Genomic DNA, 25,851 nt, shown 5'->3' with positions numbered 1-25,851 from the left:
GCCCGCTGGACGCTGATCCCACGATCGGCAGGCCTTGCTTGCGCCGTCTGTCTCGCCGTCTTTAGCGCCTGCCTTGCGGCTGTGGAACGTGGCTGCCTTGGCTTGGGCGGCTATCGCCCATCGCATTGCATTGCCGCAGGCTTGCCGCCATGGCGCCAGAGACCTCCCTGAGCTCGGCTCAGGCGCTTGCGTGGCGCCAAGAGCCTAGCTTGCTTTCTCCACCCGCTTGTATAGGAAATACACCGCATGATGAACACCCGACACTTTGCCCGCACCCTGCTCGCCAGCGCCCTGCTGGCCCTTGGACTGTCCACCCACGCTGGCGATCTGCCCGGCAAGGGCGTCAAGGTGCTGCCCCTGCAAAGTTCGTTGGCCGAGGAAACCTTCCAGACCCTGCTGGTCACGCGTGCGCTGACCAAACTTGGCTATGACGTGCAGCCCATCAAGGAAGTCGAGTACCCGCTGGCGCATCTGGCCGTTGCCCGCGGAGACGCCACCTTCATGGCCAACCATTGGAATCCGCACCACTCGGAGTTCTACAAAAGCGTAGGGGGCGACGCCAAATTGTCGCGCAAGGGGGTGTACGCAGCCGGCGCCGCACAGGGCTACATGATCGACAAGAAGACAGCCGATCAGTACGGGATCACCCACCTGAGCCAGCTCAGCGACCCCAAGCTGGCCCGGCTCTTCGATACCAACGGCGACGGCAAGGCCGATCTGGTCGGACCCAGCGCCGGTTGGGGTGGCGAAGCCGTGGTGAACCACCAGCTCGCCGCCTTCAAGCTGCAAGGCATGGTGAACTACACCCAGGGCAACTACCCTGCGCTGATCTCGGACACGCTGGCCCGTTATCAGCAAGGCAAGCCGGTGCTGTTCTACGCCTGGACCCCCTACTGGTTGAGCAATGTGCTGCGCTCGGGCAAGGACGTTGTCTGGCTGGAAGTGCCGTTCTCGGCCATGCCCGGCGTACAGGCCGGCACGGACACCCAATTGCCCAACGGCAAGAACTACGGCTTTCCTGTCAACAACGAATACATCGTGGCGAACAAGACCTTTGTCGAAAAGAACCCCGCCGCCGCCAAGCTGTTTGAGATCATGACGCTGCCCATCGGGGACATCAGCGAGCAAAACCGCCGGATGCACGACGGCGAGAACCGCCAACAGGACGTGGAGCGCCACACGGACAGCTGGATCAAGGCCAACCAAAATACCTTTGATGGCTGGATCGAGACAGCGCTGAAGGCCGCCGCAAGCTGACCTGGGTTAGCGCTGAACGCTGGGCGATGGGCGCGCAGCTTCTACACCTCGGCAACACCCACGCAGGCCGCCTGGCGCGTCGACCACGCGCTCATTGGTCAGCGCCTTGTGCACGGATCAGATCGCGCACTGCTATGGCCATCACCAAAAGCGCCAAGCCGGCGGCGGTCAGGGTTGCGGCCGTGTAGAAGCTGATCAAAGCCCAGTAAAGGACGGGCTGCTCAGCGGCAAGGATGTCAGGTCCTTTGCGGTTGTTGAGCACCCCGGAGCGCAAGCTCTCCACCACTTCAGTCGCGCCAATAATGCAACCCCAGCCGATCAAGGCCGCGATGGCGAGGGCTGCCATCGACTGCAGCCACGGTCGCCGTCGGCTCGGGGTGTTCGGAAGGCCCATCACCTGCTCACTGCCTTGGCAAAGGCCCAAAGGCCCATGGCTTCGCAAAGGAATGCCGCACTACTGCATCTCGCTGGCCCACACCCGCTGCGCGCGATGCCAGGCAACGCATGGACGTACTGTCTGGCTGCCAGTCCAGCACCAAATTCAGCGCGTCCGTTGCATCCCATGCGCAGGACCGTGCCGCGCCAGGCACTGCTGTAGTGATCGGCCAGGTGCTGCACACTGCCCTCAGGCAACACTGGAAGGTGCCGTGCTTGCATAGGCCCAAAGCGATATTGCTCCACAGGCATTGTTTCCTTTTAGTGAATCCGATGGGTAGGAACCCATCCGTCGCATATTGTCCGATTTCCATCGGGTGGTGGGCGCATAGCATACGCGTCCATCGTCTCCACGTTGAGATGGTGCAATTGTCATGCTGTCAAAAGCGCAAGGCCGCCCCATAGCAGGCATTGGAGGACAAGTTGGATTTAAACACCTTTGAGTCTCGCGCCACGAGGGCAACAGAGAGTATGTTCTCCTTCGCAGCGTTTGTTGCAGCGGCCGAAGATCTGTCGACGGATCCACGCTATGCCGATGCCTGGCTGGATGCAGAGATCGTGAATGCACTGGCTCTGGCCGCATGGGAAGAGCAGGGACGGCTAAATGGACTGCGCAGTGGCAGCAGACCTTCAGGAAGGATGCCATCCAAGCCATGGCCGCATTGATAAACGCCGGCAAAGCGAGCCTGTAGCGCGACACATCCGGCCAGTGCTTGCTGTCCCGGTAGGTGTCATTGCAACCGTCTGGGATCGGCCAATTCAGGCAAAATCCAGATGATTGGGGCAAGCCTGGCACAGGTCTGCTGGGAAGCCCACTTTGAAGAATGGAACAACACCAATGGCACTGACGAAAAAGGGCGAGTTCATGTACGGGACGACGTCGGGAGACACCCAAGCCGAGCTGCGCAGCTACAGCGTTGCCAATGGCCATGAGGCCACCCGGTTTGCCTCGTCCAAATGCGAGTGCGGCTCCCGGACTTTTGCGCTGCAGACCGACGAAGAAGCCGGCGTGGCCATCCGCACCTGCTCCGACTGCGGGCAGGAACACCTGATGGGCGACAGCGAGGATTACATGGAAGAGGCCACCCCCGAGGGGCACGCCTGCGTGTGCGAGAACGAGGTGTTCGAGCTGGTGTCCGGCGTCTCCGTGTACCAGGGCACGCATGATGTGCGCTGGTACTACATCGCTTGCCACTGCGTTGAATGCGATCTGGTGGGGGTCTTCGCAGACTGGAAGTGTGAAGCGGGTGATGCGGCGGCCTTCCTCGCCAAGGTATGAGTGCGCCGCCCGCAGAGGCCCTATTGGCAGGCTTGAGCGGCCCATCAACCAATAGAGCCCTACCCGCCGCCAGCACCTGCACCATGCGCTGAACGCGGATGCAAGCCCTGCGGCACCCTGCCCCGCCCTTTCCCCCAGGGCTCAAAACCCACTCCCCCCCAGCTCCATAAACAGCGCCTCCCCCGCCATCACCGGCGCCAGCCAGGCCTGCACCAGCGGCAGCTCATACGCGTAAAAGTAGCGCGCGCAATCCAGCTTGCCCTGCAAAAAGGCCTGCTGCCCGGCATCAGCGGCCGCCATGCGCCCATGCGCCTTGAGCGCCATGTCCAGCCACAACCAGGCCAGCGTGACATGGCCGAAGGCGGTCATGTAGGCGGTGGCGTTGGCGAGGGCCAGCTGGGCGTTGCCGCTGGCCCAGGCCGCGTCGGTGGCGGCATGCAGGGCTTGGGTGGCCGCATCTAAGCGATCGGCCCAGGGGGCGCATGCGGGCACCGACCGGGCAGTGGCGACGGTTTGCGCGATCTCGGCTTGCAGCAAGGCCCAGGCGGCTCCCCCATCCATGCGCAGCTTGCGGCCCAGCAGGTCGAGGGCCTGGATGCCGTGCGTGCCTTCGTGGATCATGTTGAGCCGGTTGTCACGCCAGTGCTGCTCCACCGCATAGTCGCGCGTATAGCCATAGCCGCCCAGCACCTGGATGGCAAGGCTGTTGCCCTCCTGGCACCACTGGCTGGGCCAGCTTTTGGCGATGGGGGTAAGCACCTGCAGCAGCAGCTGCGCGGCATCGGCCTGCTGCGGCGCGCCGGCGCGCTGCGTATCGACCAGCTTGGCACAGTACAGCTGCAGCGCCAGCGCGCCTTCGGCATAGCTTTTTTGCGCCAGCAGCATGCGCTTGACATCGGCATGCTCGGCAATCGGCACCTGGGGCTGCTGCGCGTTCTTCACCACCTTTTGGCCGGCAGCGACCGGGCGGCCCTGCGGGCGCTGGCGGGCATAGTCACGCGATTGCAGGTAGCCAGCGTATCCCAGCATCGTGGCGCCCAGCCCCACCTGGATGCGGGCCTCGTTCATCATGTGGAACATGCACTTCAGGCCCGCGCCCAGCGCGCCCACACGGTAGCCAACGGCCCCGCCCTGCTCGCCATAATGCAGCAAGGTGTTGACGGTGCCCCGGTAGCCCAGCTTGTGGTTCAGCCCGGCCAGCGCAATGTCGTTGCGCTCGCCGGTCACCTGGCCTTCGGTATCGACCAGGACCTTGGGCACGATGAACAGCGAGATGCCGCCCACGCCAGCGGGTAGCTGGCCGCTGTCATCGGGCACCTTGGCCAGCACCAGGTGGACGATGTTCTCGCCCATCGCATGCTCGCCGCCTGAGATCCACATCTTGCGGCCCGTCAGCCGGTAGCGCGGGCCCAGCGGGTCATCGGCATAGGCGTCACCATCGGGCACGGCACGGGTCGTGATGTCCGACAGGCTGGAGCCGGCTTGGGGCTCACTGAGGTTCATCGTGCCAAAAAAGCGGCCTTGCAGCTGCGGCAGCGCAAAGGCCTTTTGCTGCGCGGGCGTGCCATGGGCCAGCAGCAGGCCGGCATTGGCCGCTGTCAGCATCGAATAGGCCTTGAGCGCAATGCTGGCGGCCGAGACCATGCTGTTGGCCGCCATATCCACCACGCAGGGCAGCTGCATGCCCCCCACCTCGTAGTCGTGCGACGCAGCCAGCATGCCCGATTCGGCATAGGCGGCGCAGGCTGCCGGTGTGCAGTCAGGCAGATGCAGCTGCTGGCCGTCAAAATGCGGCTCCTGCTGGTCCACCAGGCGGTTGAAGGGCTCGAACTTGTCAGCAGCCAGGCGCTCGCACATGTCCAGCACGGCGCCATAGGTCTGCCGGTCATGGCCGGCATAGCGCGCATGGCGGCTGAGTGCCTCTACCTCCAGCCAGTCGTAGAGCAAAAAATCCAGGGTCTGGCGGATGCTGGCGTAGTCGAGTTGCATGTTAGAACGTGTTGAGGATCTCTACGCAGCGGCGTTGGAGAGCAATCGGGATGGGTTCGAAGGGATGGAACGCAGCTTGCACCGGGGTGCAAGCAAGGGCCAGCGCGAAGAAATCGCCCGATTTCGCTCCAACCCGTAGGGACACTGTCGCGGCGCGAGGAGATCGTCAGCACGTTCTTAAGCAACCTCAAATAAGGCTGCCGCTCCCATACCGCCGCCCACGCACATAGTGGCCACCACATAGCGCACACCGCGTCGCTGGCCTTCCAGCAAGGCATGGCTGGCGATGCGGGCGCCCGTCATGCCATAGGGGTGGCCGATGGAGATGCCGCCGCCGTTGACATTGAAGCAGGCTGGATCGATGCCCAGCTGGTCGCGGCAGTACAGCGCCTGGCAGGCAAAGGCCTCGTTCAGCTCCCACAGGCCGATGTCCTGCACGCGCAGCCCGTGCTGGGCCAAGAGCTTGGGGACCGCATAAATGGGGCCGATGCCCATCTCTTCCGGTGCGCAGCCAGCCACTGCCATGCCCCGGTAGATGCCCAGCACCTCCAGGCCCCGGCGCTCGGCCAGTACCGAATCCATGACCACGCAGGCCGATGCGCCATCCGACAGCTGGCTGGCATTGCCGGCGGTGATGACGCCGCCCTCGATCACCGGTTTGAGGGCGGCCAGCCCTTCCAGGCTGGTGTCGGGGCGGTTGCCTTCGTCGCGGGCCAGGGTCACCTGCTGCAGGCTGACTTCCTTCGTGAGTTTGTCCGTCACCGCCATCTGGGTGCTGAAGGGCACGATCTCACGGTCAAACAGGCCAGCGGCCTGGGCGCGCGCGGTGCGCAGCTGCGACTCCAGCGCATAGGCATCCTGCGCCTCGCGGCTGATGCGGTACTGGCGCGCCACATGCTCGGCCGTTTGCAGCATCGGCATATAGGCATGGGCCGCGCGGGCGATGACGGCCGGATCGCGCTCGCGGCTGGCCCATTCCATATAAGACGTTTGCACGGCGGTGATGTTCTCGCAGCCGCCTGCCACCACCACCTGCATGCCATCGACCAGCACCTGCTTGGCTGCGCTGGCAATCGCCATCAGGCCGGAGGCGCATTGCCGGTCTATCGTCTGCCCGGCCACGCTCATCGGCAGGCCTGCGGCCAGCAAGGCATTGCGTGCCAGGTTCATGCCGGCGGTGCCCCCGGTCAGCACGCAGCCGACGATCACATCGTCCACCTCCGCCGGGTCCACCCCGGCGCGCGCCACCGCGTGCTCGATGCTGTGGCCCATCATCTGGGGCGAACGGGTGTGGTTGAGCGAGCCCTTGTAGGCCCGGCCGATGCCCGTGCGGGCGGTGGAAACAATGACGGCGTCTTTCATGGCGGTGCTCTTCAATGTTGATGGGTTCTGGCCTTCAGGCCCTCAGGCGGCTTGCAGGCTGTCAAAGCCCTGGCACTGTGCAGCCAGCCGCTGCAGCAGTGGCGACACTGTCCAGTAGCCATAGCGGTTGCCCCGGCTGGCGGCATAGTGCTCCAGCCGCGCAACGATCTGCGCCAGGCCAATCTCCTCGGCCATGAACATGGGCCCGCCCTGAAAATCCGGAAAGCCATAGCCCGCCGCCCAGACCACATCGATATCGCTGGCGCGGTAAGCAATGCCCTCATCCAGAATCTTGCAGCCCTCGTTGACCATGCTGTAGAGCAACCGCTCGACAATCTCTTGCGCTGCCATATCACTGCGCTGGGCAATGCCATGCGTCTGCGCCAGGTCGGCTGCGATGCGGCCAGCCTCCGGGTCAGACAGCGCGTTGCGGCCTTCGTAGCGGTAGTAGCCCAGGCCGGTTTTCTGGCCAAAGCGGCCCAGTGCATACATCTTGCGCACCACCGCGCGGTAGCTGGCATCGGGCGGCAGGCCGCCGGCCTTCTCGCATTCGATGACCGTCTTGGCGCCCACATCGAGCCCGGCCATATCCAGCATGCGGCAAGGGCCCATCGCCAGGCCCAGCGCCTGCACCGCCTCGTCGATCTGCGCGGGGCTTGCGCCTTCCATCAGCAAGAACTCGGCCTCGCGCAGGTAAACCTCGGCCATGCGGTTGCCGATAAAGCCAAAGCAGACGCCCGAGACCACCGGCGTCTTGCCGATCTTGCCGGCCAGGTCGATGACGGTCTTGAGCACCTGCGGGGCCGTCTCAGCGCCGCGCACCACCTCCAGCAAACGCATGATGTTGGCCGGGCTGAAAAAATGCATGCCCACCACATCGGCAGGCCGTCCGGTGGCCTGTGCCAGTGCATCCACATCCAGGGTCGAGGTGTTGCTGGCGATGATGGCGCCGGGCTTGCAGACCTCGCCCAAACGGCGGCAGACCTGCAGTTTCAGGGCCATGTCCTCAAACACCGCCTCGATCACCAGGTCGCAGGGCGCCAGCGCCTGGTCGTCCAGCGACGAGGTCAACAGCGCCAGGCGCGCGCTGGGCTGCTCAGCCCCCATGCGGCCCTTGGCCACCTGGGCCTCATAGGTCGAGCGGATCAGTTGCAGCCCGCGCTCCAGCCCCGCAGCTGCGGCATCCACCAGCACGGTGCGGATGCCGGCGTTCAAAAAGCACATCGCAATGCCGCTGCCCATGGTGCCTGCCCCCAGAATGCCCACCTGCTCGATCTTGCCGGCCGGCACCTGCCGCTCCAGGCCAGGAATTTGCCGGCTGCGGCGCTGTGCAAAAAACAGATGGCGCAGTGCGCGCGACTGCGCCGACGGCAGCAAGCGCTTGAAGGCCTCGGCCTCGGCACGGGCGCCGCTGGCAAAGTCAGCGGTAAGCGCCTGCTGCACGCAGAGCACGATGGCCTCTTTGGCGGGGTACTGCGGGCTTTGGCGTGCAGCCTCCAGCGCTGCCGCAATCGCCTGGCTGTGCTCGCCGGGCGGGGCGCTTTGCGCGCTCAAGCGGCGCGGCTGGCCCCCCTGGGCCAGCAACTGGCGGCCAAAGGCCAGTCCAAACGCCAGCGGGTCGCCCTCCTCCACCGCATCGACGATGCCGCTGGCCAGCGCCTCTTGCGCAGGCACCGGCCGGCCGCTCAGCATCATGTCCAGCGCCAAGCTGGCGCCCACCAGGCGTGGCAGGCGCTGGGTGCCGCCGGCGCCGGGCAGAATGCCCAGTTTCACCTCGGGCAGGCCCAGCCTGGTTCCCTTTTGTGCCACACGGTAGTGGCAGGCCAGGGCCAGCTCCATGCCAGCGCCAAATACCGTGCCATGCAGGGCTACCACCACCGGCCGCGTCTGCGCCTCGATGCGGTTCAGCAGCGCATTGATGGCCTCGGCAGAAAACGCCGGGTTGTTGAACTCGGCAATGTCCGCACCCGCCACAAAGGACGGGCCTTCGCAGTAGATCAGCAGCAGCGGCAGCGAGGCATCGGCCTCAAACTGCGCCAGCGCGGCGCTCAGCCCCGTCAGCAGGCTGTGCGAGAACAGGTTCAGCGGCGGGTGGGAGATGCAGATACGGCCTATCCCGTCTGCGCTGTGAAAGGTGACGTTGCTCATGGCTGGCAGCTCTTGGTGGAAGATAAAAATGCCCCGCTGCAGGGCGCAGGCAGGCACAGCCCCAGGGCGGATCGGCCAGCAGACAGGCTGTTCCAACGCCCAGGGAGCTTGGAGACCCAGGTTATCAGTGCGTGGCGTTTTCCACTGTTGCGCTGGCGTCTGCCGCGCGCTCGCGTTCGCGCTTCTGCGCAAAGTGGTAGCCGCTAAAGCCCTTCTGGATGGCAGCCAGGCAGTGCTCGCGGTACTTCTGGAAGCCGCCGGTAAACATGGTCAGGCCCGGGGCCTTGCCCTGCACATTGGCGCCCACATACCAGGTCTTGGCCTTGGACAGCAAGGTGCGCGGCGCCAGCGAATGGACCAGCTCCATCCAGGCCCGCTCCTCTTGCGCGCTGGGCTCGATGCTGCCGAAACCTTGGGCCTGCATGTGGCGGATGGCAGCGGCCGTCCAGTCCACATCGTTCTCGCTGGTGCGCACCACATTGGCCAGGGCCGAGGGGCCATTGGGCCCGGTGGTCATGAACAGGTTGGGGAAGCCATGCATCATGATGCCCAGGCAGGAGGTCGCACCCTCCTTCCACTTCTGCTGCACCGTCAGGCCGTCGCGCCCTTCCACCTCAAAAGCCAGCAGTGCGCCGGTCAGGCCGTCGTAGCCAGTGGCAAAGATCAGCACATCCAGCTCCACCTCGCCCGACTGCGTGCGCACACCCTTCTCGGTGATGGACACGATAGGGTCCGTGATGCAGTCACGCAGATGCACATGGGGCTGGTTGTAGGTTTCGTAGTAGCCGGTGTCCAGGCACGGGCGGCGCGCAAAGATGGGGTAGCCGCGCGGCTTCAAGGCCTCGGCGGTGGCCGGGTCGTCTACCGCCTCGCCAATCTTGCCGCGCACAAACTCGGCCACTTCCTCGTTGGCCTGCTCGTTTTGCATCAGGTCGGCAAAGGTGCCCAGCATCGCCAGGCCGCCTTGCAGCCAGGCATCTTCCAGCAGCGCCTGGCGCTGCGCTGGCGTCACGCTGAAAAACGGGCGGCTCGACTGCGGCCGCACGCCGCCCACATTGCTGTTGCGCGCCAGCTCGCGGATGCCGGCATAGTGGCGCTTGACTTCGGCGACATACTCGGGCTCCAGCGGCACATTGCGCATCGGCATCGTAAAGCTGGGCGTGCGCTGGAAGACGAACAGCTCGCAGGCCTGCTTGCCCACTTCCTGCACGATCTGGATGCCGGTCGATCCGGTGCCGATCACCCCCACGCGCTTGCCGCTGAAGTCCACCGGCTCATGCGGCCAGCGCGCCGCACGCAGGATCTGCCCGCCAAAGCGCTCAATGCCGTCAATCTCCGGCTCCTTGGGCACCGACAGCGGGCCGGTCGCCATGATGCAATAGCGCGCCTCATAGCATTCGCCCCGGTTGGTGCGCACCACCCACAGCTGGCGTGCCTCGTCCCAGCGGGCGCTGTCCACGCGGGTGTTGAACTGGTAGTGCTTGCGCAGGTCCAGCCGCTCGGCGACAAAGTTGAAATAGCGCATCAGCTCGGGCTGCGCGGCAAACTGCTCGGACCAGGTCCATTCCTGCTCGATCTCGGGCGAGAAGGAGAAGCTGTAGTCGATGCTGGGCAGATCGACCCGCGCGCCGGGGTAGCGGTTCCAGTACCAGACGCCGCCCACATCGCCACCGGCCTCGAAGGCCTGGATCTTCAGCCCCATCTCCCGGAACTTGTGCACTGCGCACAGACCGCCAAAACCGGCGCCCACGATGATCGCATCCACCTGGTGGATTGTGTGATTGTCCATTGCTCTTTGTCTCCTGCTGGCTGGTGCCGGCCGCCCCGCCACACCGCAGTGGGGCACCGGCTTGATAGGGGATGGCAGCTCGCCTCCACCTTGTTCTCGCTGCATCATGCCTACTTGCCGACCGGTAAACAACAGGGTTTCCCCGCAAGCGTTTTGGAGGGAGCAAGTCCAGGGTAATCCCGGGCTTGCGACGCTGCTGCGGCTGCTAAACTTTTTACCTGCCGACAGGTATATAAAACAAAACAAGGAGCAACATGCAAGGGCTAATGCAGCAGCGCGCGCTGCGGATTTCCGGCTTGCTGGAACATGCAGCACGCTTTCATCCCCAGGTGGAAGTCGTCTCCCGCACCCCGGACGGGGAGCTCACGCGCTCGAACTGGCTGACCGTGTCCCAGCGCTCGCAGCGCCTGGCCGCCGCCCTGCTGCGCCAGGGCATGGCCAGCGGTGCACGCATGGCTACGCTGGCCTGGAACACGCACCGCCATCTGGAGCTGTACTACGCCGTATCGGGCGCCGGCGCAGTGCTGCACACCGTCAACCCGCGCCTGTTTGCCGACCAGATCCGCTACATCATCAACCACGCGGCCGATGACTATGTGTTCTTCGATCTGAGCTTTGCCGGCCTGGTGGCCGAGCTGGCGCCCAGCCTCAAAACCGTCAAGGCCTATGTGGCGCTGTGCAAACCCGACCAGATGCCCGCGATGGACCTGCCCGCCCCGCTGCTGTGCTACGAGGACCTGGTGGCCGAGGACGCGGGCGATTTTGACTGGCCCGAGCTAGCCGAAGACAGCGCCTCATCGCTGTGCTACACCTCGGGCACCACCGGCAACCCCAAGGGCGTGCTCTACAGCCACCGCTCTACCGTGCTGCATTCCTGGGTGGTCTGCGCTGCCGATGGCTTGGCGCTGCGCGCCCGCGATTGCGTGCTGCTCACCGTGCCGATGTTCCATGTCAACGCCTGGGGCCTGCCCTATGCCAGCGCCATGTGCGGCGCCAAGCTGGTGCTGCCCGGGCCGGACTTGAGCGGTAAGGCGCTCTACCAGCTGATGCGCGACGAGGGCTGCACCTTCTCGCTGGGCGTTCCCACCGTCTGGATGGGCTTTTTGCAGCATGTGGAGAGCCTGCCAGCTGCCGACAAAGAGGCCTTGAAGCTCGAACGCATCATGATGGGCGGCTCGGCCGCACCGCGCGCGATGATCGACCAGTTCGACAGCCTGCTGGGCGTGACCGCCAACCAGGCCTGGGGCATGACCGAGACCAGTCCAGTGGCTACCATCAGCACCCTGCTGCCCCAGCATGAGGCACTGGCCCGCGACGCGCGCATCGATGTGCACGCCCGCCAGGGCAGGCCCATGTATGGCGTGGATGTGGCCATCTTCAATGACGAGGGCCAGCAGCTGCCGCCCGGCGACCCAGCGCCCGGCGAGCTGCGCGTGCGCGGCCCCTGGGTCATCTCCGCCTATTACGGCCAGGATGCTGGCTCGGCGCTGGATGCGCAAGGCTGGTTCAGCACCGGCGATGTGGCCCGGATCGATGAAGAAGGCTTTGTGCAGATCACCGACCGCGCCAAGGATGTCATCAAGTCTGGCGGCGAATGGATCTCGTCGATCGACATCGAGAACCTGGCGCTGGCGCACCCCGCCGTCAAGGAGGCGGCCGTCATCGGCGTGCACCACGAGCGCTGGCAGGAACGCCCGCTGCTGGTCATCGTGCGCAAGCCCGGCACTGAGGTCAGCGGCCAGGAGCTGCTGAACTTTATGAAAGACCGGCTGGCGCGTTGGTGGCTGCCCGATGCGGTGGAGTTTGTTGACGAGCTACCCCACACCGCCACCGGCAAGCTGCTCAAGACCCGGCTGCGCGAGCAGTTCAAAGGCTACCGGCTGCCGGCGGCCACCTCTTCGGCACCCGTCGCCACCTAACCTAAACACGCCCGCTACGCGCACGGCCCCCTAGAAAGGCCGGCGCACCCGCAGCAGCCAGGGCACCGCCTTGGCTGACCGCACCAGGAGACAAGACATGAACGCCCTCACCGCGCAGGCAGCGGCCGCGCGCATCCATCCATTGCTGCCCCAGCGCGATCTGCTGGGCGAATGCCCGCTGTGGGATGTGGCCACGCAATCGCTGTACTGGATCGATGGCCGCGCCCAGTGGGTACACCGCTACTGGCCGGCAGACGGCCGGCAGCAACAGTGGGCGCTGCATGCCCATATCGGCTCGATCGCGCTGTGCCGCAGTGGGCGCTTGCTGCTGGCGCTGGAAGATGACTTCCATTTTCTGGACCCGGACAGCGGCCGGATCACCCCTATGGGCGTGCAGGTGCAACACCAGGGCGAGCGCATGCGCCTGAACGATGGGCGCTGCGACCGGGGCGGCCGCTTTGTGGTCGGCTCGATGAGCATGACGCCGCAGTCGCCTACCGGCAAGCTCTACCAGCTGAGCGGTGATGGCCGCCTGCGCGAGCTGGACCAGGGTTTTCAGGTGGCCAATGCCACCTGCTTTAGCCCCAATGGCCGCTGGCTCTACTTTGCCGACAGCCCGGCGCGCCAGATCTGGCGCTATGCCTATGACCCGGCCACCGGCGCCTGCGGTGCGCGCGAGGCCTTTATCGACACTGGCGCGCTGGGCCTGGCGCCCGATGGCGCCACCGTCGATGCCCAGGGCTACCTCTGGGTGGCCATGGTGCTGAGCGGCCAGCTGGCCCGCTTTACGCCCAGTGGCGAGCTGGCCGGCACGGTGGATTTTCCCACCGATGCCTACGTCACCTGCCCGGCCTTTGGTGGCCCGGCGCTGCAAACCATCTACCTCACCTCGATCAGCAACAGCGGCAACCTGCTGCGCTCCAGCCACCCGGATGCGGGGGCCGTCTTTGTCATCGACGGCCTGGCCGCAACGGGGCTGGAAGAAGCGCGTTTTGACGATACCAACAGCCCACGCTGAGACGTGGCGGACCTCATTTTTATTTTGACCAGGAGACAAACACCATGACACAACGCTTTGCAGGCAAGGTTGCACTCGTGACCGGCGGCGCCCAGGGTATCGGCCGCGCCATCGTCCAGGCCATCGCGGATGAGGGCGGCAGCGTCGGCATTCTGGACCGCGCCGAGGACAAGGCCGCCGAGGTGGCCGCAGCCATCGTGGCCCAGGGCGGCCGCGCCCACGCCTATGGCGGCAATGTGGCCGACCGCGACAGTTTCAGCAGCGCGATTGCTGATCTCAAGCACCGCTACGGCCGCTTTGACATCCTGGTCAACAACGCCATCTGGGTGCGCTACGGCCCGATTGCCGACATCACGCCCGAGGCGCTGCAGCGCATGGTGGGCACGGGCTTCAACTCCATCGTCTGGGGCATCCAGACGGCAGCGGAAGCCATGGACGACGGCGGCAGCATCGTCAACATCGCCTCGGCGGCCGCCTTTATCGGCATGCCCCAGGGCATGGTGTACTGCGGCGTCAAGGCCGGGGCACTGGGCCTGTCGCGCGCAGCAGCGGCGGAGCTCGGGCCACGCGGCATCCGCGTCAACTCCGTATGCCCTGGCTCCATCCCGACCGAAGGCGTGGGCATCAACGTGGATGCAGAAAAAGTGCGGCTGCGCATCGCCAAGACGCCGATGGGCCGCCTGGGCACGGTGCAGGACATTGCCCGCGCCGCCTGCTTTTTCGCGTCGGACGACAGCCGCTTTGTCACCGGCGAATCGATGCTGGTCGACGGCGGCGCCACCCAGTCCTTCATCTGATCGGAGGCGCCGCGATGACTGCTCCCCCCGAGGCCGATGCCCCCATCCTGGAGGCGCGCCAGCTCTGCCGCCAGTTCAGCGGCTTCTATGCCGTCAAGGACGTGAACCTGAAAGTCAAGCGCCACTCGGTGCATGCGCTGATCGGCCCCAATGGCGCCGGCAAGACGACCTGCTTCAACCTGCTGACCACCTTCTTGCGCCCCAGCTCGGGCCAGGTGCTGTTCAACGGGCGTGATATCTCGCGCAGCGACCCGGCCAGCGTGTCGGCGCTGGGCCTGGTGCGCTCGTTCCAGATTGCAGCCGTCTTCAGCCACATGACGGTGCTGGAGAACGTGCGCATTGCGCTGCAGCGCAAGACTGGCGGCACGTTCACCTTCTGGCGCTCGGTCAAGGTGCTGGGCGCGCTGGACGAGCGTGCGATGGACCTGCTCGACAGCGTAGGCCTGACGCGCTGGAAAAACGTCAAGGCCTGCGACCTGCCCTATGGCCGCAAGCGCGTGCTGGAGCTGGTCACCACGATCGCGATGGAGCCCGAGATGATTCTGCTGGACGAGCCCATGGCGGGCCTGGGCCATGAGGACATCTGGCCGGTAGTGGAGCTGATTGGCAAGGTGGCGCAGGGGCGCACCGTGCTGATGGTGGAGCACAACATGAAAGTGATATCGCATCTGTGCGAAACCGTCACCGTGCTGCAGGCCGGCCAGGTGCTGGCCGAAGGCAGCTATGACGAGGTATCGCGCGACCCCAGGGTCATTGAAGCCTATGTCGGAGGGGCCGCCCATGCCTGAGAACAACCAAAACGTTAACGCCAACAACGGCAACAGCAACACCGCACCGCGCCAGATGCTGCAGGTGCAGAACCTGCGCGCCTGGTATGGCGAAACCCTGGCGCTCGATGGCATCGACCTGCATGTGGGCGAAGGCGAGGTCGTCTGCCTGCTGGGGCGCAACGGCGCCGGCAAGACAACCACCTTGCGCGCCATCATGGGCCTGCTCAAAAAGCGCGAGGGCCAGATCAGCATCCAGGGCCAACCCACCGAAGGCCTGCCGCCCGAGGCCATTGCCCACCTGGGCGTGGCCTATTGCCCGGAGGAGCGCGGCATTTTTGCCAGCCTCAGCACCGAAGAAAACCTGATGCTGCCGCCCGTGCTGCACCCCGGCGGGCTGACGGTGGAGGAGATCTACCAGGTCTTCCCCAACCTGCAGGCGCGCCGCAAGAGCCCGGGCACGCGCCTGTCGGGCGGTGAGCAGCAGATGCTGGCCATTGCCCGCATTCTGCGCACCGGCGCACGCCTGCTGCTGCTCGATGAGGCCACCGAAGGGCTGGCCCCCGTCATCGTGCAGAAGATCGGCCAGACGCTGGAGATGATCCGCGCGCGCGGCTACACGGTGCTGATGGTGGAGCAGAACTTCCGCTTTGCCGCATCGGTGGCCGACCGCTTCTACGTGATCGAGGAAGGGCGCGTGGCCAGCCACTTCCACCGCGCCGAGCTGGAAACGCGGCGCGACGAGATCGAAGCGCTGCTGGGACTGTGACAGGCGGAGACAATACGATGGATACTCTTTTCGGAATCCCGACAGCCGCGCTGATCGGCCAGCTCGTGGTGGGCCTGATCAATGGCTCGTTCTACGCGCTGATGAGCCTGGGCCTGTCGATCATCTTCGGCCTGCTGCATGTGGTGAACTTTGCCCACGGCGCGCAGTACATGCTAGGCGCCTTTGTGGCCTGGGGCCTGCTGCACTACCTGGGGCTGAGCTACTGGTGGGCGCTGATCCTGGCGCCGCTGGTGGTGGCGGCCTTCGGCATCCTGCTGGAGCGCACCATGCTGCGCCACCTCTATGCGGTGGACCATGTCTACGCGCTGCTGCTCACCTTCGGCATCTCCATCCTGATGGAGGGCGCGTTCCGGCTGTGGTTTGGCGTCAGCGGCCAGCCCTACCCCAACCCGCTGCAAGGCGGCATCGATGTGGGCCTGAGCTTTTTGCCGATGTACCGCGTCTGGGTGATCCTGGCGGGCCTGGCCGTCTGCCTGGTGACCTGGTACTTCATCGAAAAAACCAAGCTGGGCGCCTACCTGCGCGCCGCCAACGAGAACACGCCCCTGGTGCGCACCTTCGGCATCAATGTGCCGCGCATGCTGACCCTGACCTATGCGCTGGGGGTGGGCCTGGCCGGCTTCAGCGGCGTGATGGCCGCGCCCATCTACCAGGTCAGCCCGCTGATGGGCTCGAACCTGATGATCATCGTCTTTGCCGTCGTCGTCATCGGCGGCATGGGCTCGATCATGGGATCGATCATCACCGGCTTTGCGCTGGGCGCCATCGAGGGCCTGACGCGCGTCATCTACCCCGAAGGCGCTGGCGTGGTCATCTTCATCGTGATGATCATCGTGCTGGCCGTGCGCCCCAACGGCCTGTTTGGCAGAGCGCATTGATGCACCCGCACCGCCCTGCCCCCTGGGTCTCCACCCAAGCTCTTGTCTTTCCCAAGGATTGAACATGCATTTCTTCTCACAACGCACCAACACCGTCTTGCTGGTGCTGGCGCTGGTGGCCCTGCTGCTGGCGCCGCTAGTGGCCTACCCGGTCTTTCTGATCAAGCTGATGTGCTACGCGCTGCTGGCCGCCTCGGTCAACCTGCTGATGGGTTACGCCGGCCTGCTGTCCTTTGGCCATGCCATGTTTTTTGGCACGGCCGGCTATGCGGCCGCCCATGCCATCAAGGTCTGGGGTTGGGACGGCTCGGCCGCCATCGTGCTGGCCATGCTCTGCGCCATGGCCGTGGCCGTGGTCACCGGGCTGCTGGCCATCCGCCGCCATGGCATCTACTTCTCGATGATCACCTTGGCCTTCTCCCAGGTCATCTACTTCTTCGCGCTTCGCCTGCCCTTTACCGGCGGTGAGGACGGCATCCAGAACGTGCCCCGGCCGGAGGTGTTTGGCTTTATCTCGCTGGCCGACAACACCACCCTCTATTACTTTGCCGCCACCCTGGTCGCCGCCGCCTTCTGGCTCATCTACCGCATCGTCTACTCGCCCTTCGGCCAGGTGCTGCGCGCCATCCGCGACAGCGAGGCGCGCGCCCAGTCGCTGGGCTACCAGGTGCTGCGCTACAAGCTGGTGATCTTTGTGCTGTCGGCCGCGCTCGCCGGCCTGGCTGGTGCGCTCAAGGTCATCACCTTCCAGCTGGCCACCCTCAATGATGTGAACTGGACCACCTCGGGCGAGGCGCTGCTCATCTGCATCGTCGGCGGCCTGCAGACCTTGCTGGGCCCCGTCATCGGCGCGGCCATCATCGTCAGCATGCAGAACTACCTGGTCGCCATGGCCGAGTGGGTGCTGATCATCCAGGGCCTCGTCTTTGTCGTCGTCGTGATGCTGTTCCGCAAGGGCATCATCGGCCAGCTCTACGCCTGGCTGGAAACCCGCCAGGCACGCCAGGCGGCACCGCAGGAGGCCCAAAGCCAGGCCGAGCGCCAAAGCCGCAGCCAAACGGGACAAGGAGCATGAGCATGACTGATCCAACACCCGCATCCGCGCAAGCCCCTGCCCAAGCCCAGGCCCCCAGCCATTTCCCCGAGACGCCCGGCTTGCTGCAAGGCCGTCTGGCCCTCATCACCGGCGCGGCCAGCGGCATCGGCCAGGCCATTGCCATCAGCTTTGCCAGGGCAGGAGCCCGCGTCATCGTGACGGATCTGGACACTGCACGCTGCGCGGGCACCCTGGCCCAGGTTAAAGCCGCAGGCACAGACGGCTGGGCCTTTGCGCTGGATGTGACCGATCTGGAGGCCTGCCAGGCGCTGGCCGCCCGCATCGCAAACGACATCGGCCCGGTGGACACCCTCGTCAACAACGCCGGCCTGCTGATCCGCGAAGGCATCGACCACCCCCAGGCATCGCGCCACCTGCGCCAGGTGATGGACGTCAATGTCTTCGGCCTCTACAACATGGTGCAGTCCTGGCTGCCCGCCCTGCGCGCCACGCGCGGCTGCATCCTCAACATCGCCTCCGGCGCGGCCTTTATCGCCCAGGGCAACGCCATGGGCTACTCCGCCTCCAAAGGCGCCGTAAAAATGGCCACCCAAACCTTGGCCCTCGACCTGGGCCGCGACGGCATCCGCGTCAACGCCCTGGCCCCCGGCGTCATCCACACCCCCATGACCGAAGCCACCCGCAACAACCCGCAGCGCCTGCAAGGCTTTATCCAGCGGACGCCTGCCGGGCGGATCGGCGTGCCGCAAGAGCTGGCAGGGCCGGCGGTGTTTTTGGTGTCGGGGTTGGCTAGTTATGTGAATGGGGTGACGTTGCCGGTGGATGGGGGGACGTTGGCGGTTTAGGGGGCGAATGAGGAAAGACAAGGGATTGGCTGGTGGCGATCGGCAAAGGATTCTGAACTTGGCGGTGAGTTAGGACGGGCTGTTGGATCCTGGTTAGGGCGTTAAGGCTCGAAATCTTGTTTTGCTCAGTTTTGCACTTCGTGCAGTCTTCGTCGCTGATTTCTTAGTTTTTGGATTAGGTGAGGTAGCTTCCTATTGACCTGATAGTTGTCCGATTCAGGACGCTAGAGAGCCGCCATGCAGCAGATTCAGACGCTCCTTTGATTTCCACTAAAGTCTGCTTATTCACAAAAAGTGGGCACCTAGACACTTCATTTACTACCCCCATGGTTCTGCGCATCGCCAAGATGGCGCGAGCGCACAACGGCAACAATGATTCAAGAACGAAAATCGGCAAATAATTCCTTAGATCATCTCAGAGGTTAGATTAGTCAGTAAGATGTTTCAAAGACAGCAAAATGTAAATCATTCGATGCGGTAAATCCGGGTCAGTGCGCACAGCCCGAGACACGCATGAGGCTAGGGAGGAGCTCTGTGCCAAAGCAACTTACGTTTCTACTCGACACCAATGTCCTGATACCGTTGCAAGACTCGCATGCAGTACTAGACGACAACCTAGCAAATTTCCATCGATTAGCGCTTGTGGGAGGCCACAAGTTGGTCTACCACCCCGCCAGCATCGAAGACTTCGAAAGGGATGCAGATCTGGGCCGGCGCGGCAGGAATTTGGAGCATGTCCGCCGGTATCCAGCTCTAGAGCATCTAGTCAAATGCCCCTGGAACACCTCCGCTACGAGCCCGAACGATGCCTGCGACAACGAAATTTTGTACGCTCTCGAGTGCGACGCTGCACATGCGCTAGTCACGGAAGACAAAGGCCTTCTGACGAAGGCACGAGCACGCGGTCTGGCTCACCGAACCTACAATATCCAAACTGCCGAAGATTGGTTGCGAAGGCTACATCAGCCACACGAAGTCGTGCTACCGAATATTCACGACGTACCACTGCACAGTTTGACGCCAGAGCTTGCGAACATCTTCTTCGACAGTTTACGAGCGGGTTATGACGGTTTCGATGGCTGGTTCCGCAGAAAGGCAAGAGAGAATCGCAAGGCCTGGACCTATCGAGACGAGTCAGGCGTACTAGGTGCGATCTGCATATACGATGTTCAGACTGATGAGGTCGTTACCAGCGAAGGCAAGCGCCTTGACGGAAAGGCACTAAAACTCTGCACATTCAAGGTCGGCCAAGGTGTCCGTGGACGAAAAATTGGCGAACTCTTTCTGAAGGCTGCATTCCGCTACGGAACCGAAAATGCCTGCGAACACATATTCATCCACGCTGACGTGGAAAAGCATGCCTACCTCGTCAACCTCCTCGTCGACTTTGGTTTTGATGATGTGGGCTCATATGAGGCGGACCGGGTCTTCGTGAAGCAGCACCCAATCAAGGCTCCAGATACAGAGGGGTTCTCTGCACTGGACTTTGTACGACGGTTCTACCCCCATTACCAGAGCGGGCAACAGGTCCAGAAGTTTCTAGTACCGATTCAGCAGGATTTCCATCGATTACTTTTCCCCGACTATCAGGCGCTTCGATCCGAACTATTTACACCCCAAGGGAGCGTAGGGAATGCCATCAAGCTGGCCTACCTTTGCCATGCCGCCTCCAATCAGATTAGATCAGGCGACGTATTGCTGTTCTACAGGTCAGCCGATGAGCAGGCAGTGACCTCGCTCGGCGTAGTAGATCGTTTCGCAGTGCTTAGTGATGCAGCAAGCATCGCGGCCATGGTCAGTAGGCGCACCGTCTATAGCATCAAAGATATTGAAGATATGGCCACTCGGCCAACGAAGGTCATCCTCTTTAGACTCGTAAAGCATTTCCCAGAACCGCCCGCTCTCAAACGTCTTCTGAAAGAAGGTGTGGTCGCCGGCAACATTCAATCTATCACCAAGATTTCCGATGACGCGTTTTCAAGAGTGCTTGCAGCCGCAGGGGCCTAGGGCCGTTCTGCTTTCCGTCAAGCCAAGGTTTGCCGAGCAGATATTGGCGGGAACCAAAACAGTGGAGTTTCGTCGGTCATGGGCTGCCGAGCCCGTTGGGCTGGCTGTCATTTATTCCAGCTCTCCGGTCCAGTGTCTAGTCGGAATCGTGGAGATTGATGGGACGATTAGCGCGTCACCTGCGTCCGTCTGGACGAAATGCCGCGTGCGTGGACCGGGCCTCGAACGCAAGGAGCTAATGGAGTATTTCGCAGACAAGAGCCAAGCCTATGGCATCTTGCTCGGAAAGCTGACCAGTCCGGAAAGGCCGATTCGACCAAAGTCACTGTTTAAAGGGTTCCGACCACCACAGTCCTTTCGCTACTTGACTACAGCAGAACTGCGCCGCATCGGCAAGCATTTCGGCCTAGCGGAGGAGTCCAAATGACCATCTTCGTCGCAGGAGTCCATGGCGCGGGGAAAACCTTTGCCACGAAGCCAGCCTGTAAAAATCTAGGCTTGGTGCATGCTACGGCCAGTCAACTAATTCAAGAGGAGCGAGGACAGGCCACGTGGGACAGGATGAAGGTGGTGTCTGACGTTGACCGGAACCAGGCAGCGCTCATCTCGGCCGTCAGACGTATCCGCGCGAGTGGCTCGACACTTGTCATAGACGGCCACTTTGTGCTTCGACGAGCGCCAGGCATTCATGAAAGGCTGCCTATCGACGTTTTCCGCGCACTGGAGTGCTCGTCTGTCTTATTGATCCGTAGTCCGGTGCCAGTTTTGCTTGAGCGCCTGCATGCAAGGCAGGACATGAGCTGGTCTGAAGCTGAACTTGCTGATTTCAATAAGGCTGAGGACAGCCATAGCGTTGAAGTAACTGAGATTTTGGGCATCCCCTTTAAGACTCTCGACTCGCCAAGCCCCCAGGAGGTCGAGACATGGTTAAAACAGGTCTCTAAAATTGAGTCGATTAGGCATTTTAGATAATTTCAAGGTCGATTGAAAGATTTAAAGAAACCGTTATGCAACAACTCCCAGGGCGACTCGTACTTATTGAAAACCCTGCACCGTACGACAGTAACTCAAACTACAACAAGCAAATCACTACATGAGTATAATTAAAAGCCAGTTTCAAGCGCTACCTCCTCAATGGAATCGACTTGTAAATGTAGTAGTTCTCTCCCAAGCCTGGAAGAAATCACACGCATTTATCCGTCAGCATAATTGGTATGCAGATGTACTTGAGCTCGATGCTTCTGCACTGAACCTTGAAGATCGCCTAAATGAATGGGCTAAACAACTTGAAAAGCGAAACTTCAAGACGGATGACCTTCGATTAGTTCCTGCTCCCAAAAATGCACGATGGGATTTTCAAACACCGACGCCATCCGAGCTTTTGCTTGATGAAGCGGTGGACGATATAAACCGTCCACACTTCAATGAGTGGCGACCCAGAGTGGCAATGGAGAATGATACTCTTATAGGAGAAAGTTCCGATATGGCTGGCGCGCTGAAGCTTAGGCCACTTGCACATATTTCTGTACGCGATCAGACACTTGCTACCGCGGTTATGGCTTGCTTAGCAGAAGCAGTGGAAACCGCTCAAGGAAATCCCTCAGGAACTGACGACGAGGGGCGTATGAGTCGCCTCGTGGTCAGCTATGGCAACCGACTTCATTGCTCTTGGGTGAAGTCGCAAACCGGAGAAGATGAAGCTACTTTTTCTTGGGGTAACGGTAAAACCTATCGCCAGTATTTTCAGGACTATCGGACATTCCTCGCAAGACCTCGACAGGTATGTGCTGAACTTTCTCCACGGATAAGCGTGCGTCGTGAGCTTTTTGTGGTTTCGTTGGATATTAAATCTTTCTTCGACAACATTGATCAAAATGCGCTGGTGAAAGAACTACAGGTCCTCGAAGCAGAGCATGCAGATCGAAAAGGGCTGCCTCAAGAGCTATCTTCGGATGCAAAATTCTGGAATTCAGCTAAAAAAATTCTCAAATGGCAGTGGCAGCAAAGCGAACATGACCAATCTGACCTAATTGGCGGCGTTAATTGCACCGAACTGCCATTAGGCATCCCTCAAGGGCTAGTAGCGGCCGGGTTCTTAGCAAATGCCTACCTAGTACGTTTTGACCGTATTATGCAAGAGAAAGCATTAGCAGTCGCGCCGTTGGACTTCCCACTAATCTTACTCGATCAAAATCTTGAGATTCATATCCGTGATTACTGCCGCTATGTTGATGACATGAGAATCGTCGTTGAAGCGCGAGGAGGCCTCACACCCGAGAGCTTGACGGCAATTAAAGAGCGGGTTGAATGCACAGTTGGAAAACTCCTTCAGGACCACTGCAAAAAACTAGGAGCCGAAAAGAAACTTGAATTCTCTTCTCACAAGTCAGATGCAAAACCCTATCGAGCTATGGCAGCCCAAAGTCATGTTTCAGCATTGATGGAGCTACTCAAGGGAGAGGTTAGCGGAACGTTTGACTTAGAGTCGCTAACTCAGGCTGCCGGTGGCCTTGACGGCCTTCTCTGGATGTCAGACCAAATAGATGAGGAAGAGGAAAAACGGAGTCGCTCGCGGATGGGGTTAGCCAATATAGCGGTGACAAATACCGATGTCAGGGATGATACTGTTAAGCGCTTCGTTGCATCTAGACTAACTCAGGTATTACGACATCGTCTCGCGATGACTGATCGGGAAGGTTTAGTGAAGGGTGGAAGCTCACTCTCAGACAAAGTTACTCTAGGGCAGCTTCTCTCCCATGAGTTTGAGTCATCTGCTAGAAAGCTCATTAATTGCTGGGCTCAGAACCCTGCGCTGGCACTACTACTTCGATGCGGATTGGATTTATTTCCTCACCCTCGTCTTTTATCCCCTATTCTTGAAGCATTGGAAATCAAACTCTTTCACCCTCCAGCCGAACCTACCCTTGACCAGCGTCGTGAGATTAAGACGGCTCAATACATTACTGCAGATATCTTTCGTGCAGGGGCCATCGAGACTGGATTTAGACAATCCGAGGATTATCCTGATGGCATCGATTCGGATGGCTATCGCGAGGATCTAGCGGCGTTTGCTAGACGTATTATAGAGAGGTCCTCAACGCTCCCTTGGTACGTGCTTCAACAGGCAATGCTTTACTTATCGTCAATGGATGACTATTGTTTTATAGGAGCGGTAAAGGTCAAGGATGAACAACTGGATTCATATTTTATCTTGCAGAAGGTCGCACAATTCCAGACTGTAACGCCAAACGAAGTACAGGAGGCTCTTCCATTCGCACTAGTGGCACAACAGCTGCACCCCAATATTAAGCGGTTTGGGACCTGGTTCACAGAGGTTCTTCGTTCAGCGCCTCCGGAGATAACATCTAGTGTAGTCAAAACGGTATGTCTAAATAGACCAGATCTCATTTTAAGCGCTATGAAAGCGCGTGGCGCAGCCACGAATTGGAAGCAATACATTCCTCGCTCGCTTATGGAAACTAGTCGTGTTGCAGGGGCCACTACGACGATCGAGAATGGCGCGCAGACCACCGCCCCACTTTCCATGATTATCGCGCAGCCGAGCAACCCTTTCTCGCAAGAGAATGGAGTACTCATGCTTGCCGCAGCGCTACTAAGGAAAGAGGGTATTGAAAAGCTTCTAGCAAATGGGCTAGGTGTAGCCGACATTACTCTCGAGTGCAAGGAATGGCCAGGACTTCATGCTGTTCCGATAGATTCAGAGTATTTGTTAGTTTCAAAAATAGATTCACCTGACCGTTCAGATCCGCTGTGCGAGATACCCGAGTGGGTCGATGATGATAAAGCGTGGCTGTATGGCTTAGGAAGAATCTTGCGGTCGGCTCTTACGGGCGAGATTGATTTTACCTCGCGTCGATATCTCGTAACAGAGGATTTTGGTCGCTATTCAGGCCTGAGAAGTACATGGTATCTGCGACGTTTCGGATTAATGAACTCTGGAAGAGCGTTATTCGACGAACCCGCCCCTGTTTCCCCTTGGCTCTCTGGGCTTCTGTCCTGTCTTCTTCAATGGCCTGGCGTGGACTTTCGAGCGGATGGACGGGACGAGATTTTCTCCGTGAAAAATCGTACAGACCTTCTGACTTATGTCGAAAAGCGAATGCACGTTCAGGCTGCTTTGTTTGGACCTCGAAGCAGAACGCCCATGTATGTTGTACCCGTCGACGACCATCGACCTTTGGTAGATCGTCCACTCCGCGTAGCTATTGTTCAGCCTATGCGGCCACGCCTTGATGAGTTCAATATGAAGGATCCCACGCACTGGACGCCGAAAGCTATTGCAGAACATCGGAGGCATCTCGCAGAAGTTTGTCGGCTCACACATCAGAAGCTTAAGACATGGGCCAGCGCCACACAAAATTTCGAGAACGATAGTAGTTCTGAGCCTATCGTGGATCTACTTGTTTTTCCCGAACTAGCTATCCATCCTGAACACACGTTTCTCCTCAGACGCCTGTCGGATGATCTCAAAGCAAATATTTTCGCAGGTCTCACATTCTTTGATTCCCCGCGTGCAGGAGGAACTATCAATCAAGGCCTGTGGATTATTCGCGAGGAATCTGAGGCACACGGCCGAACGTTCCAGTATGTATGGCAGGGGAAAAAGCATCCTATGAAACTTGAAGCAAAAATGGGCATTAAGGGATATAGACCACACATGACACTGGTTGAGCTTCCTATCGGAGCACAAACTCGCACGAGAGTTGCAGCCGCGATTTGCTTCGACGCCACGGACCTAGACCTTGTAGCCGATCTTCGTGACAGATCCGACGTTTTTCTAGTTGCAGCTCTAAATCAAGATGTTCAGACCTTCGACAATATGGTCGCAGCACTGCATTTCCACATGTACCAGCCTGTTATTCTGGCAAACTCAGGAGAGTTTGGAGGATCAACGGCTCAGGTTCCTTTGCCCAAGCATGATCGACTCGTCGCTCACGTACACGGCAATCAACAAGTCGCGGTCAGTGTTTTCGAGATAGATCCTTCATTATTCAAGTCAACTGCAACAGCTAAAGCACATAAAGAGAAGAAGTCACCACCGGCTGGCTACAAGGGACGTCCGGTTTGAAAATACCCAAATCCATTATTATTACCTATGATGATATTTTGAATTAGAAAAAGGCCTTTTAATAAAACTCTGCACCATCATTGATTTAAGCATCAGCATTTAGCGGGGCTTTGCAGATAGGCACTGCATCGACGATGCGACCATAGATTGGAGTTTACTGTTCGTAGTGTCTTGAGCGACGCATTCCTCTGGTATGCACGACTGCTCCAGGAGCTCCTTGTTCAATGCGCTACGTGGTTGGACGAATAGCGTGTGGCAAAGGGCTTCATGAGACACTTGCAACACCTTTTGGTCCAGATAGTTCGCTTGAGCCATCCCGCCATCTATTCAGGGTGACAATAGACCTTGCAATTTAACCGCCAAGATCTGAGCCACTGCGGGGTTACATGCCAATTTGCATGCCTTGGGGCGACTAGCACGCTCCC

General features: G+C 60.9%; 20 protein-coding genes. 15 read left to right on the top strand and 5 right to left on the bottom strand.

What is annotated here, in order from left to right:
• The first annotated feature begins 246 nt into the window (after nucleotides 1–246).
• Nucleotides 247–1,257 (top strand): glycine betaine/L-proline ABC transporter substrate-binding protein ProX, encoded by a 1,011-nt coding sequence (proX, locus tag F0Q04_RS10810; protein WP_182345405.1) that lies wholly within the window; start codon nucleotides 247–249, stop codon nucleotides 1,255–1,257.
• Between the two features lie 91 nt (nucleotides 1,258–1,348).
• Here the strand turns inward: proX and F0Q04_RS10805 are convergent, their stop codons facing one another.
• Nucleotides 1,349–1,603, bottom strand: coding sequence for a hypothetical protein (locus tag F0Q04_RS10805; protein ID WP_133248085.1), 255 nt, complete (start codon nucleotides 1,601–1,603; stop codon nucleotides 1,349–1,351).
• Nucleotides 1,604–2,163: 560 nt separating this feature from the next.
• Between F0Q04_RS10805 and F0Q04_RS10800 the strand changes: the two genes are divergently transcribed.
• Together F0Q04_RS10800 and F0Q04_RS10795 are read left to right on the top strand one after the other, a co-directional pair.
• The gene (locus F0Q04_RS10800) at nucleotides 2,164–2,358 is read left to right on the top strand and encodes a hypothetical protein (RefSeq protein WP_182345404.1); all 195 of its coding nucleotides are present in this window, start codon (nucleotides 2,164–2,166) and stop codon (nucleotides 2,356–2,358) included.
• Nucleotides 2,359–2,530: 172 nt separating this feature from the next.
• The gene (locus F0Q04_RS10795; protein ID WP_116925141.1) at nucleotides 2,531–2,971 is read left to right on the top strand and encodes a hypothetical protein; all 441 of its coding nucleotides are present in this window, start codon (nucleotides 2,531–2,533) and stop codon (nucleotides 2,969–2,971) included.
• 141 nt (nucleotides 2,972–3,112) lie between these two features.
• Here F0Q04_RS10795 and F0Q04_RS10790 read toward each other — a convergent pair whose 3' ends face one another.
• From F0Q04_RS10790 to F0Q04_RS10775, 4 genes are all read right to left on the bottom strand, one after another.
• Nucleotides 3,113–4,960, bottom strand: coding sequence for an acyl-CoA dehydrogenase (locus F0Q04_RS10790; RefSeq protein ID WP_182345403.1), 1,848 nt, complete (start codon nucleotides 4,958–4,960; stop codon nucleotides 3,113–3,115).
• Nucleotides 4,961–5,137: 177 nt separating this feature from the next.
• Nucleotides 5,138–6,322 (bottom strand): acetyl-CoA C-acyltransferase, encoded by a 1,185-nt coding sequence (locus F0Q04_RS10785; protein WP_182345402.1) that lies wholly within the window; start codon nucleotides 6,320–6,322, stop codon nucleotides 5,138–5,140.
• Nucleotides 6,323–6,364: 42 nt separating this feature from the next.
• Nucleotides 6,365–8,470, bottom strand: coding sequence for a 3-hydroxyacyl-CoA dehydrogenase NAD-binding domain-containing protein (locus F0Q04_RS10780; RefSeq protein WP_182345401.1), 2,106 nt, complete (start codon nucleotides 8,468–8,470; stop codon nucleotides 6,365–6,367).
• Nucleotides 8,471–8,594: 124 nt separating this feature from the next.
• Nucleotides 8,595–10,259: a flavin-containing monooxygenase gene (locus F0Q04_RS10775; protein WP_182345400.1), complete on the bottom strand. Its 1,665-nt coding sequence runs from the start codon at nucleotides 10,257–10,259 to the stop codon at nucleotides 8,595–8,597.
• 254 nt (nucleotides 10,260–10,513) lie between these two features.
• Here F0Q04_RS10775 and F0Q04_RS10770 point away from each other — a divergent pair, with 254 nt between their 5' ends.
• The 12 genes from F0Q04_RS10770 (at nucleotide 10,514) to F0Q04_RS24015 (ending at nucleotide 25,426) form a co-directional block, all read left to right on the top strand.
• On the top strand, nucleotides 10,514–12,178 hold the full coding sequence (locus tag F0Q04_RS10770) for a long-chain-fatty-acid--CoA ligase (RefSeq protein WP_182345399.1): 1,665 nt from the start codon (nucleotides 10,514–10,516) through the stop codon (nucleotides 12,176–12,178).
• Nucleotides 12,179–12,275: 97 nt separating this feature from the next.
• Entirely contained in the window at nucleotides 12,276–13,196 is a 921-nt protein-coding gene (locus F0Q04_RS10765) for an SMP-30/gluconolactonase/LRE family protein (protein WP_182345398.1), read from the top strand.
• 44 nt (nucleotides 13,197–13,240) lie between these two features.
• Nucleotides 13,241–13,993 (top strand): SDR family NAD(P)-dependent oxidoreductase, encoded by a 753-nt coding sequence (locus tag F0Q04_RS10760; RefSeq protein ID WP_116925134.1) that lies wholly within the window; start codon nucleotides 13,241–13,243, stop codon nucleotides 13,991–13,993.
• Nucleotides 13,994–14,007: 14 nt separating this feature from the next.
• On the top strand, nucleotides 14,008–14,781 hold the full coding sequence (locus F0Q04_RS10755) for an ABC transporter ATP-binding protein (RefSeq protein ID WP_116925133.1): 774 nt from the start codon (nucleotides 14,008–14,010) through the stop codon (nucleotides 14,779–14,781).
• A 55-nt stretch (nucleotides 14,782–14,836) separates the two neighbouring features.
• Nucleotides 14,837–15,529, top strand: a complete 693-nt coding sequence (locus F0Q04_RS10750) for an ABC transporter ATP-binding protein (protein ID WP_182345631.1) — start codon at nucleotides 14,837–14,839, stop codon at nucleotides 15,527–15,529.
• A 17-nt stretch (nucleotides 15,530–15,546) separates the two neighbouring features.
• Complete coding sequence (locus F0Q04_RS10745) at nucleotides 15,547–16,428, top strand: branched-chain amino acid ABC transporter permease (RefSeq protein WP_021028133.1); 882 nt, start codon at nucleotides 15,547–15,549, stop codon at nucleotides 16,426–16,428.
• Nucleotides 16,429–16,492: 64 nt separating this feature from the next.
• Nucleotides 16,493–17,503, top strand: coding sequence for a branched-chain amino acid ABC transporter permease (locus tag F0Q04_RS10740; RefSeq protein ID WP_116925130.1), 1,011 nt, complete (start codon nucleotides 16,493–16,495; stop codon nucleotides 17,501–17,503).
• Between the two features lie 2 nt (nucleotides 17,504–17,505).
• Nucleotides 17,506–18,330, top strand: coding sequence for an SDR family NAD(P)-dependent oxidoreductase (locus F0Q04_RS10735; protein WP_182345397.1), 825 nt, complete (start codon nucleotides 17,506–17,508; stop codon nucleotides 18,328–18,330).
• Between the two features lie 657 nt (nucleotides 18,331–18,987).
• Nucleotides 18,988–20,337, top strand: a complete 1,350-nt coding sequence (locus F0Q04_RS10730) for an N-acetyltransferase (RefSeq protein WP_232539593.1) — start codon at nucleotides 18,988–18,990, stop codon at nucleotides 20,335–20,337.
• Nucleotides 20,297–20,764, top strand: coding sequence for an ASCH domain-containing protein (locus tag F0Q04_RS10725; RefSeq protein WP_182345395.1), 468 nt, complete (start codon nucleotides 20,297–20,299; stop codon nucleotides 20,762–20,764). The genes F0Q04_RS10730 and F0Q04_RS10725 overlap by 41 nt, the downstream gene beginning before the upstream one ends.
• Entirely contained in the window at nucleotides 20,761–21,309 is a 549-nt protein-coding gene (locus F0Q04_RS10720; RefSeq protein WP_182345394.1) for an ATP-binding protein, read from the top strand. Before F0Q04_RS10725 ends, F0Q04_RS10720 begins: the two co-directional genes overlap by 4 nt.
• 121 nt (nucleotides 21,310–21,430) lie before the next feature.
• Nucleotides 21,431–25,426, top strand: a complete 3,996-nt coding sequence (locus F0Q04_RS24015) for an RNA-directed DNA polymerase (protein ID WP_182345393.1) — start codon at nucleotides 21,431–21,433, stop codon at nucleotides 25,424–25,426.
• Nucleotides 25,427–25,851 lie beyond the last annotated feature (425 nt).

It is taken from the genome of Comamonas koreensis, assembly GCF_014076495.1.
GTDB classification, from domain to species: domain Bacteria; phylum Pseudomonadota; class Gammaproteobacteria; order Burkholderiales; family Burkholderiaceae_C; genus Comamonas; species Comamonas squillarum.
This window is presented reverse-complemented; position numbering and strand designations above follow the sequence as displayed.

Coding starts and splice junctions, on each gene's coding strand:
- proX (WP_182345405.1), top strand. CDS start 247: ATGATGAACACCCGACACTTTGCCCGCACCCTGCTCGCCAGCGCCCTG.
- F0Q04_RS10805 (WP_133248085.1), bottom strand. CDS start 1,603: ATGGCAGCCCTCGCCATCGCGGCCTTGATCGGCTGGGGTTGCATTATT.
- F0Q04_RS10800 (WP_182345404.1), top strand. CDS start 2,164: ATGTTCTCCTTCGCAGCGTTTGTTGCAGCGGCCGAAGATCTGTCGACG.
- F0Q04_RS10795 (WP_116925141.1), top strand. CDS start 2,531: ATGGCACTGACGAAAAAGGGCGAGTTCATGTACGGGACGACGTCGGGA.
- F0Q04_RS10790 (WP_182345403.1), bottom strand. CDS start 4,960: ATGCAACTCGACTACGCCAGCATCCGCCAGACCCTGGATTTTTTGCTC.
- F0Q04_RS10785 (WP_182345402.1), bottom strand. CDS start 6,322: ATGAAAGACGCCGTCATTGTTTCCACCGCCCGCACGGGCATCGGCCGG.
- F0Q04_RS10780 (WP_182345401.1), bottom strand. CDS start 8,470: ATGAGCAACGTCACCTTTCACAGCGCAGACGGGATAGGCCGTATCTGC.
- F0Q04_RS10775 (WP_182345400.1), bottom strand. CDS start 10,259: ATGGACAATCACACAATCCACCAGGTGGATGCGATCATCGTGGGCGCC.
- F0Q04_RS10770 (WP_182345399.1), top strand. CDS start 10,514: ATGCAAGGGCTAATGCAGCAGCGCGCGCTGCGGATTTCCGGCTTGCTG.
- F0Q04_RS10765 (WP_182345398.1), top strand. CDS start 12,276: ATGAACGCCCTCACCGCGCAGGCAGCGGCCGCGCGCATCCATCCATTG.
- F0Q04_RS10760 (WP_116925134.1), top strand. CDS start 13,241: ATGACACAACGCTTTGCAGGCAAGGTTGCACTCGTGACCGGCGGCGCC.
- F0Q04_RS10755 (WP_116925133.1), top strand. CDS start 14,008: ATGACTGCTCCCCCCGAGGCCGATGCCCCCATCCTGGAGGCGCGCCAG.
- F0Q04_RS10750 (WP_182345631.1), top strand. CDS start 14,837: ATGCTGCAGGTGCAGAACCTGCGCGCCTGGTATGGCGAAACCCTGGCG.
- F0Q04_RS10745 (WP_021028133.1), top strand. CDS start 15,547: ATGGATACTCTTTTCGGAATCCCGACAGCCGCGCTGATCGGCCAGCTC.
- F0Q04_RS10740 (WP_116925130.1), top strand. CDS start 16,493: ATGCATTTCTTCTCACAACGCACCAACACCGTCTTGCTGGTGCTGGCG.
- F0Q04_RS10735 (WP_182345397.1), top strand. CDS start 17,506: ATGACTGATCCAACACCCGCATCCGCGCAAGCCCCTGCCCAAGCCCAG.
- F0Q04_RS10725 (WP_182345395.1), top strand. CDS start 20,297: ATGACGCGTTTTCAAGAGTGCTTGCAGCCGCAGGGGCCTAGGGCCGTT.
- F0Q04_RS10720 (WP_182345394.1), top strand. CDS start 20,761: ATGACCATCTTCGTCGCAGGAGTCCATGGCGCGGGGAAAACCTTTGCC.
- F0Q04_RS24015 (WP_182345393.1), top strand. CDS start 21,431: ATGAGTATAATTAAAAGCCAGTTTCAAGCGCTACCTCCTCAATGGAAT.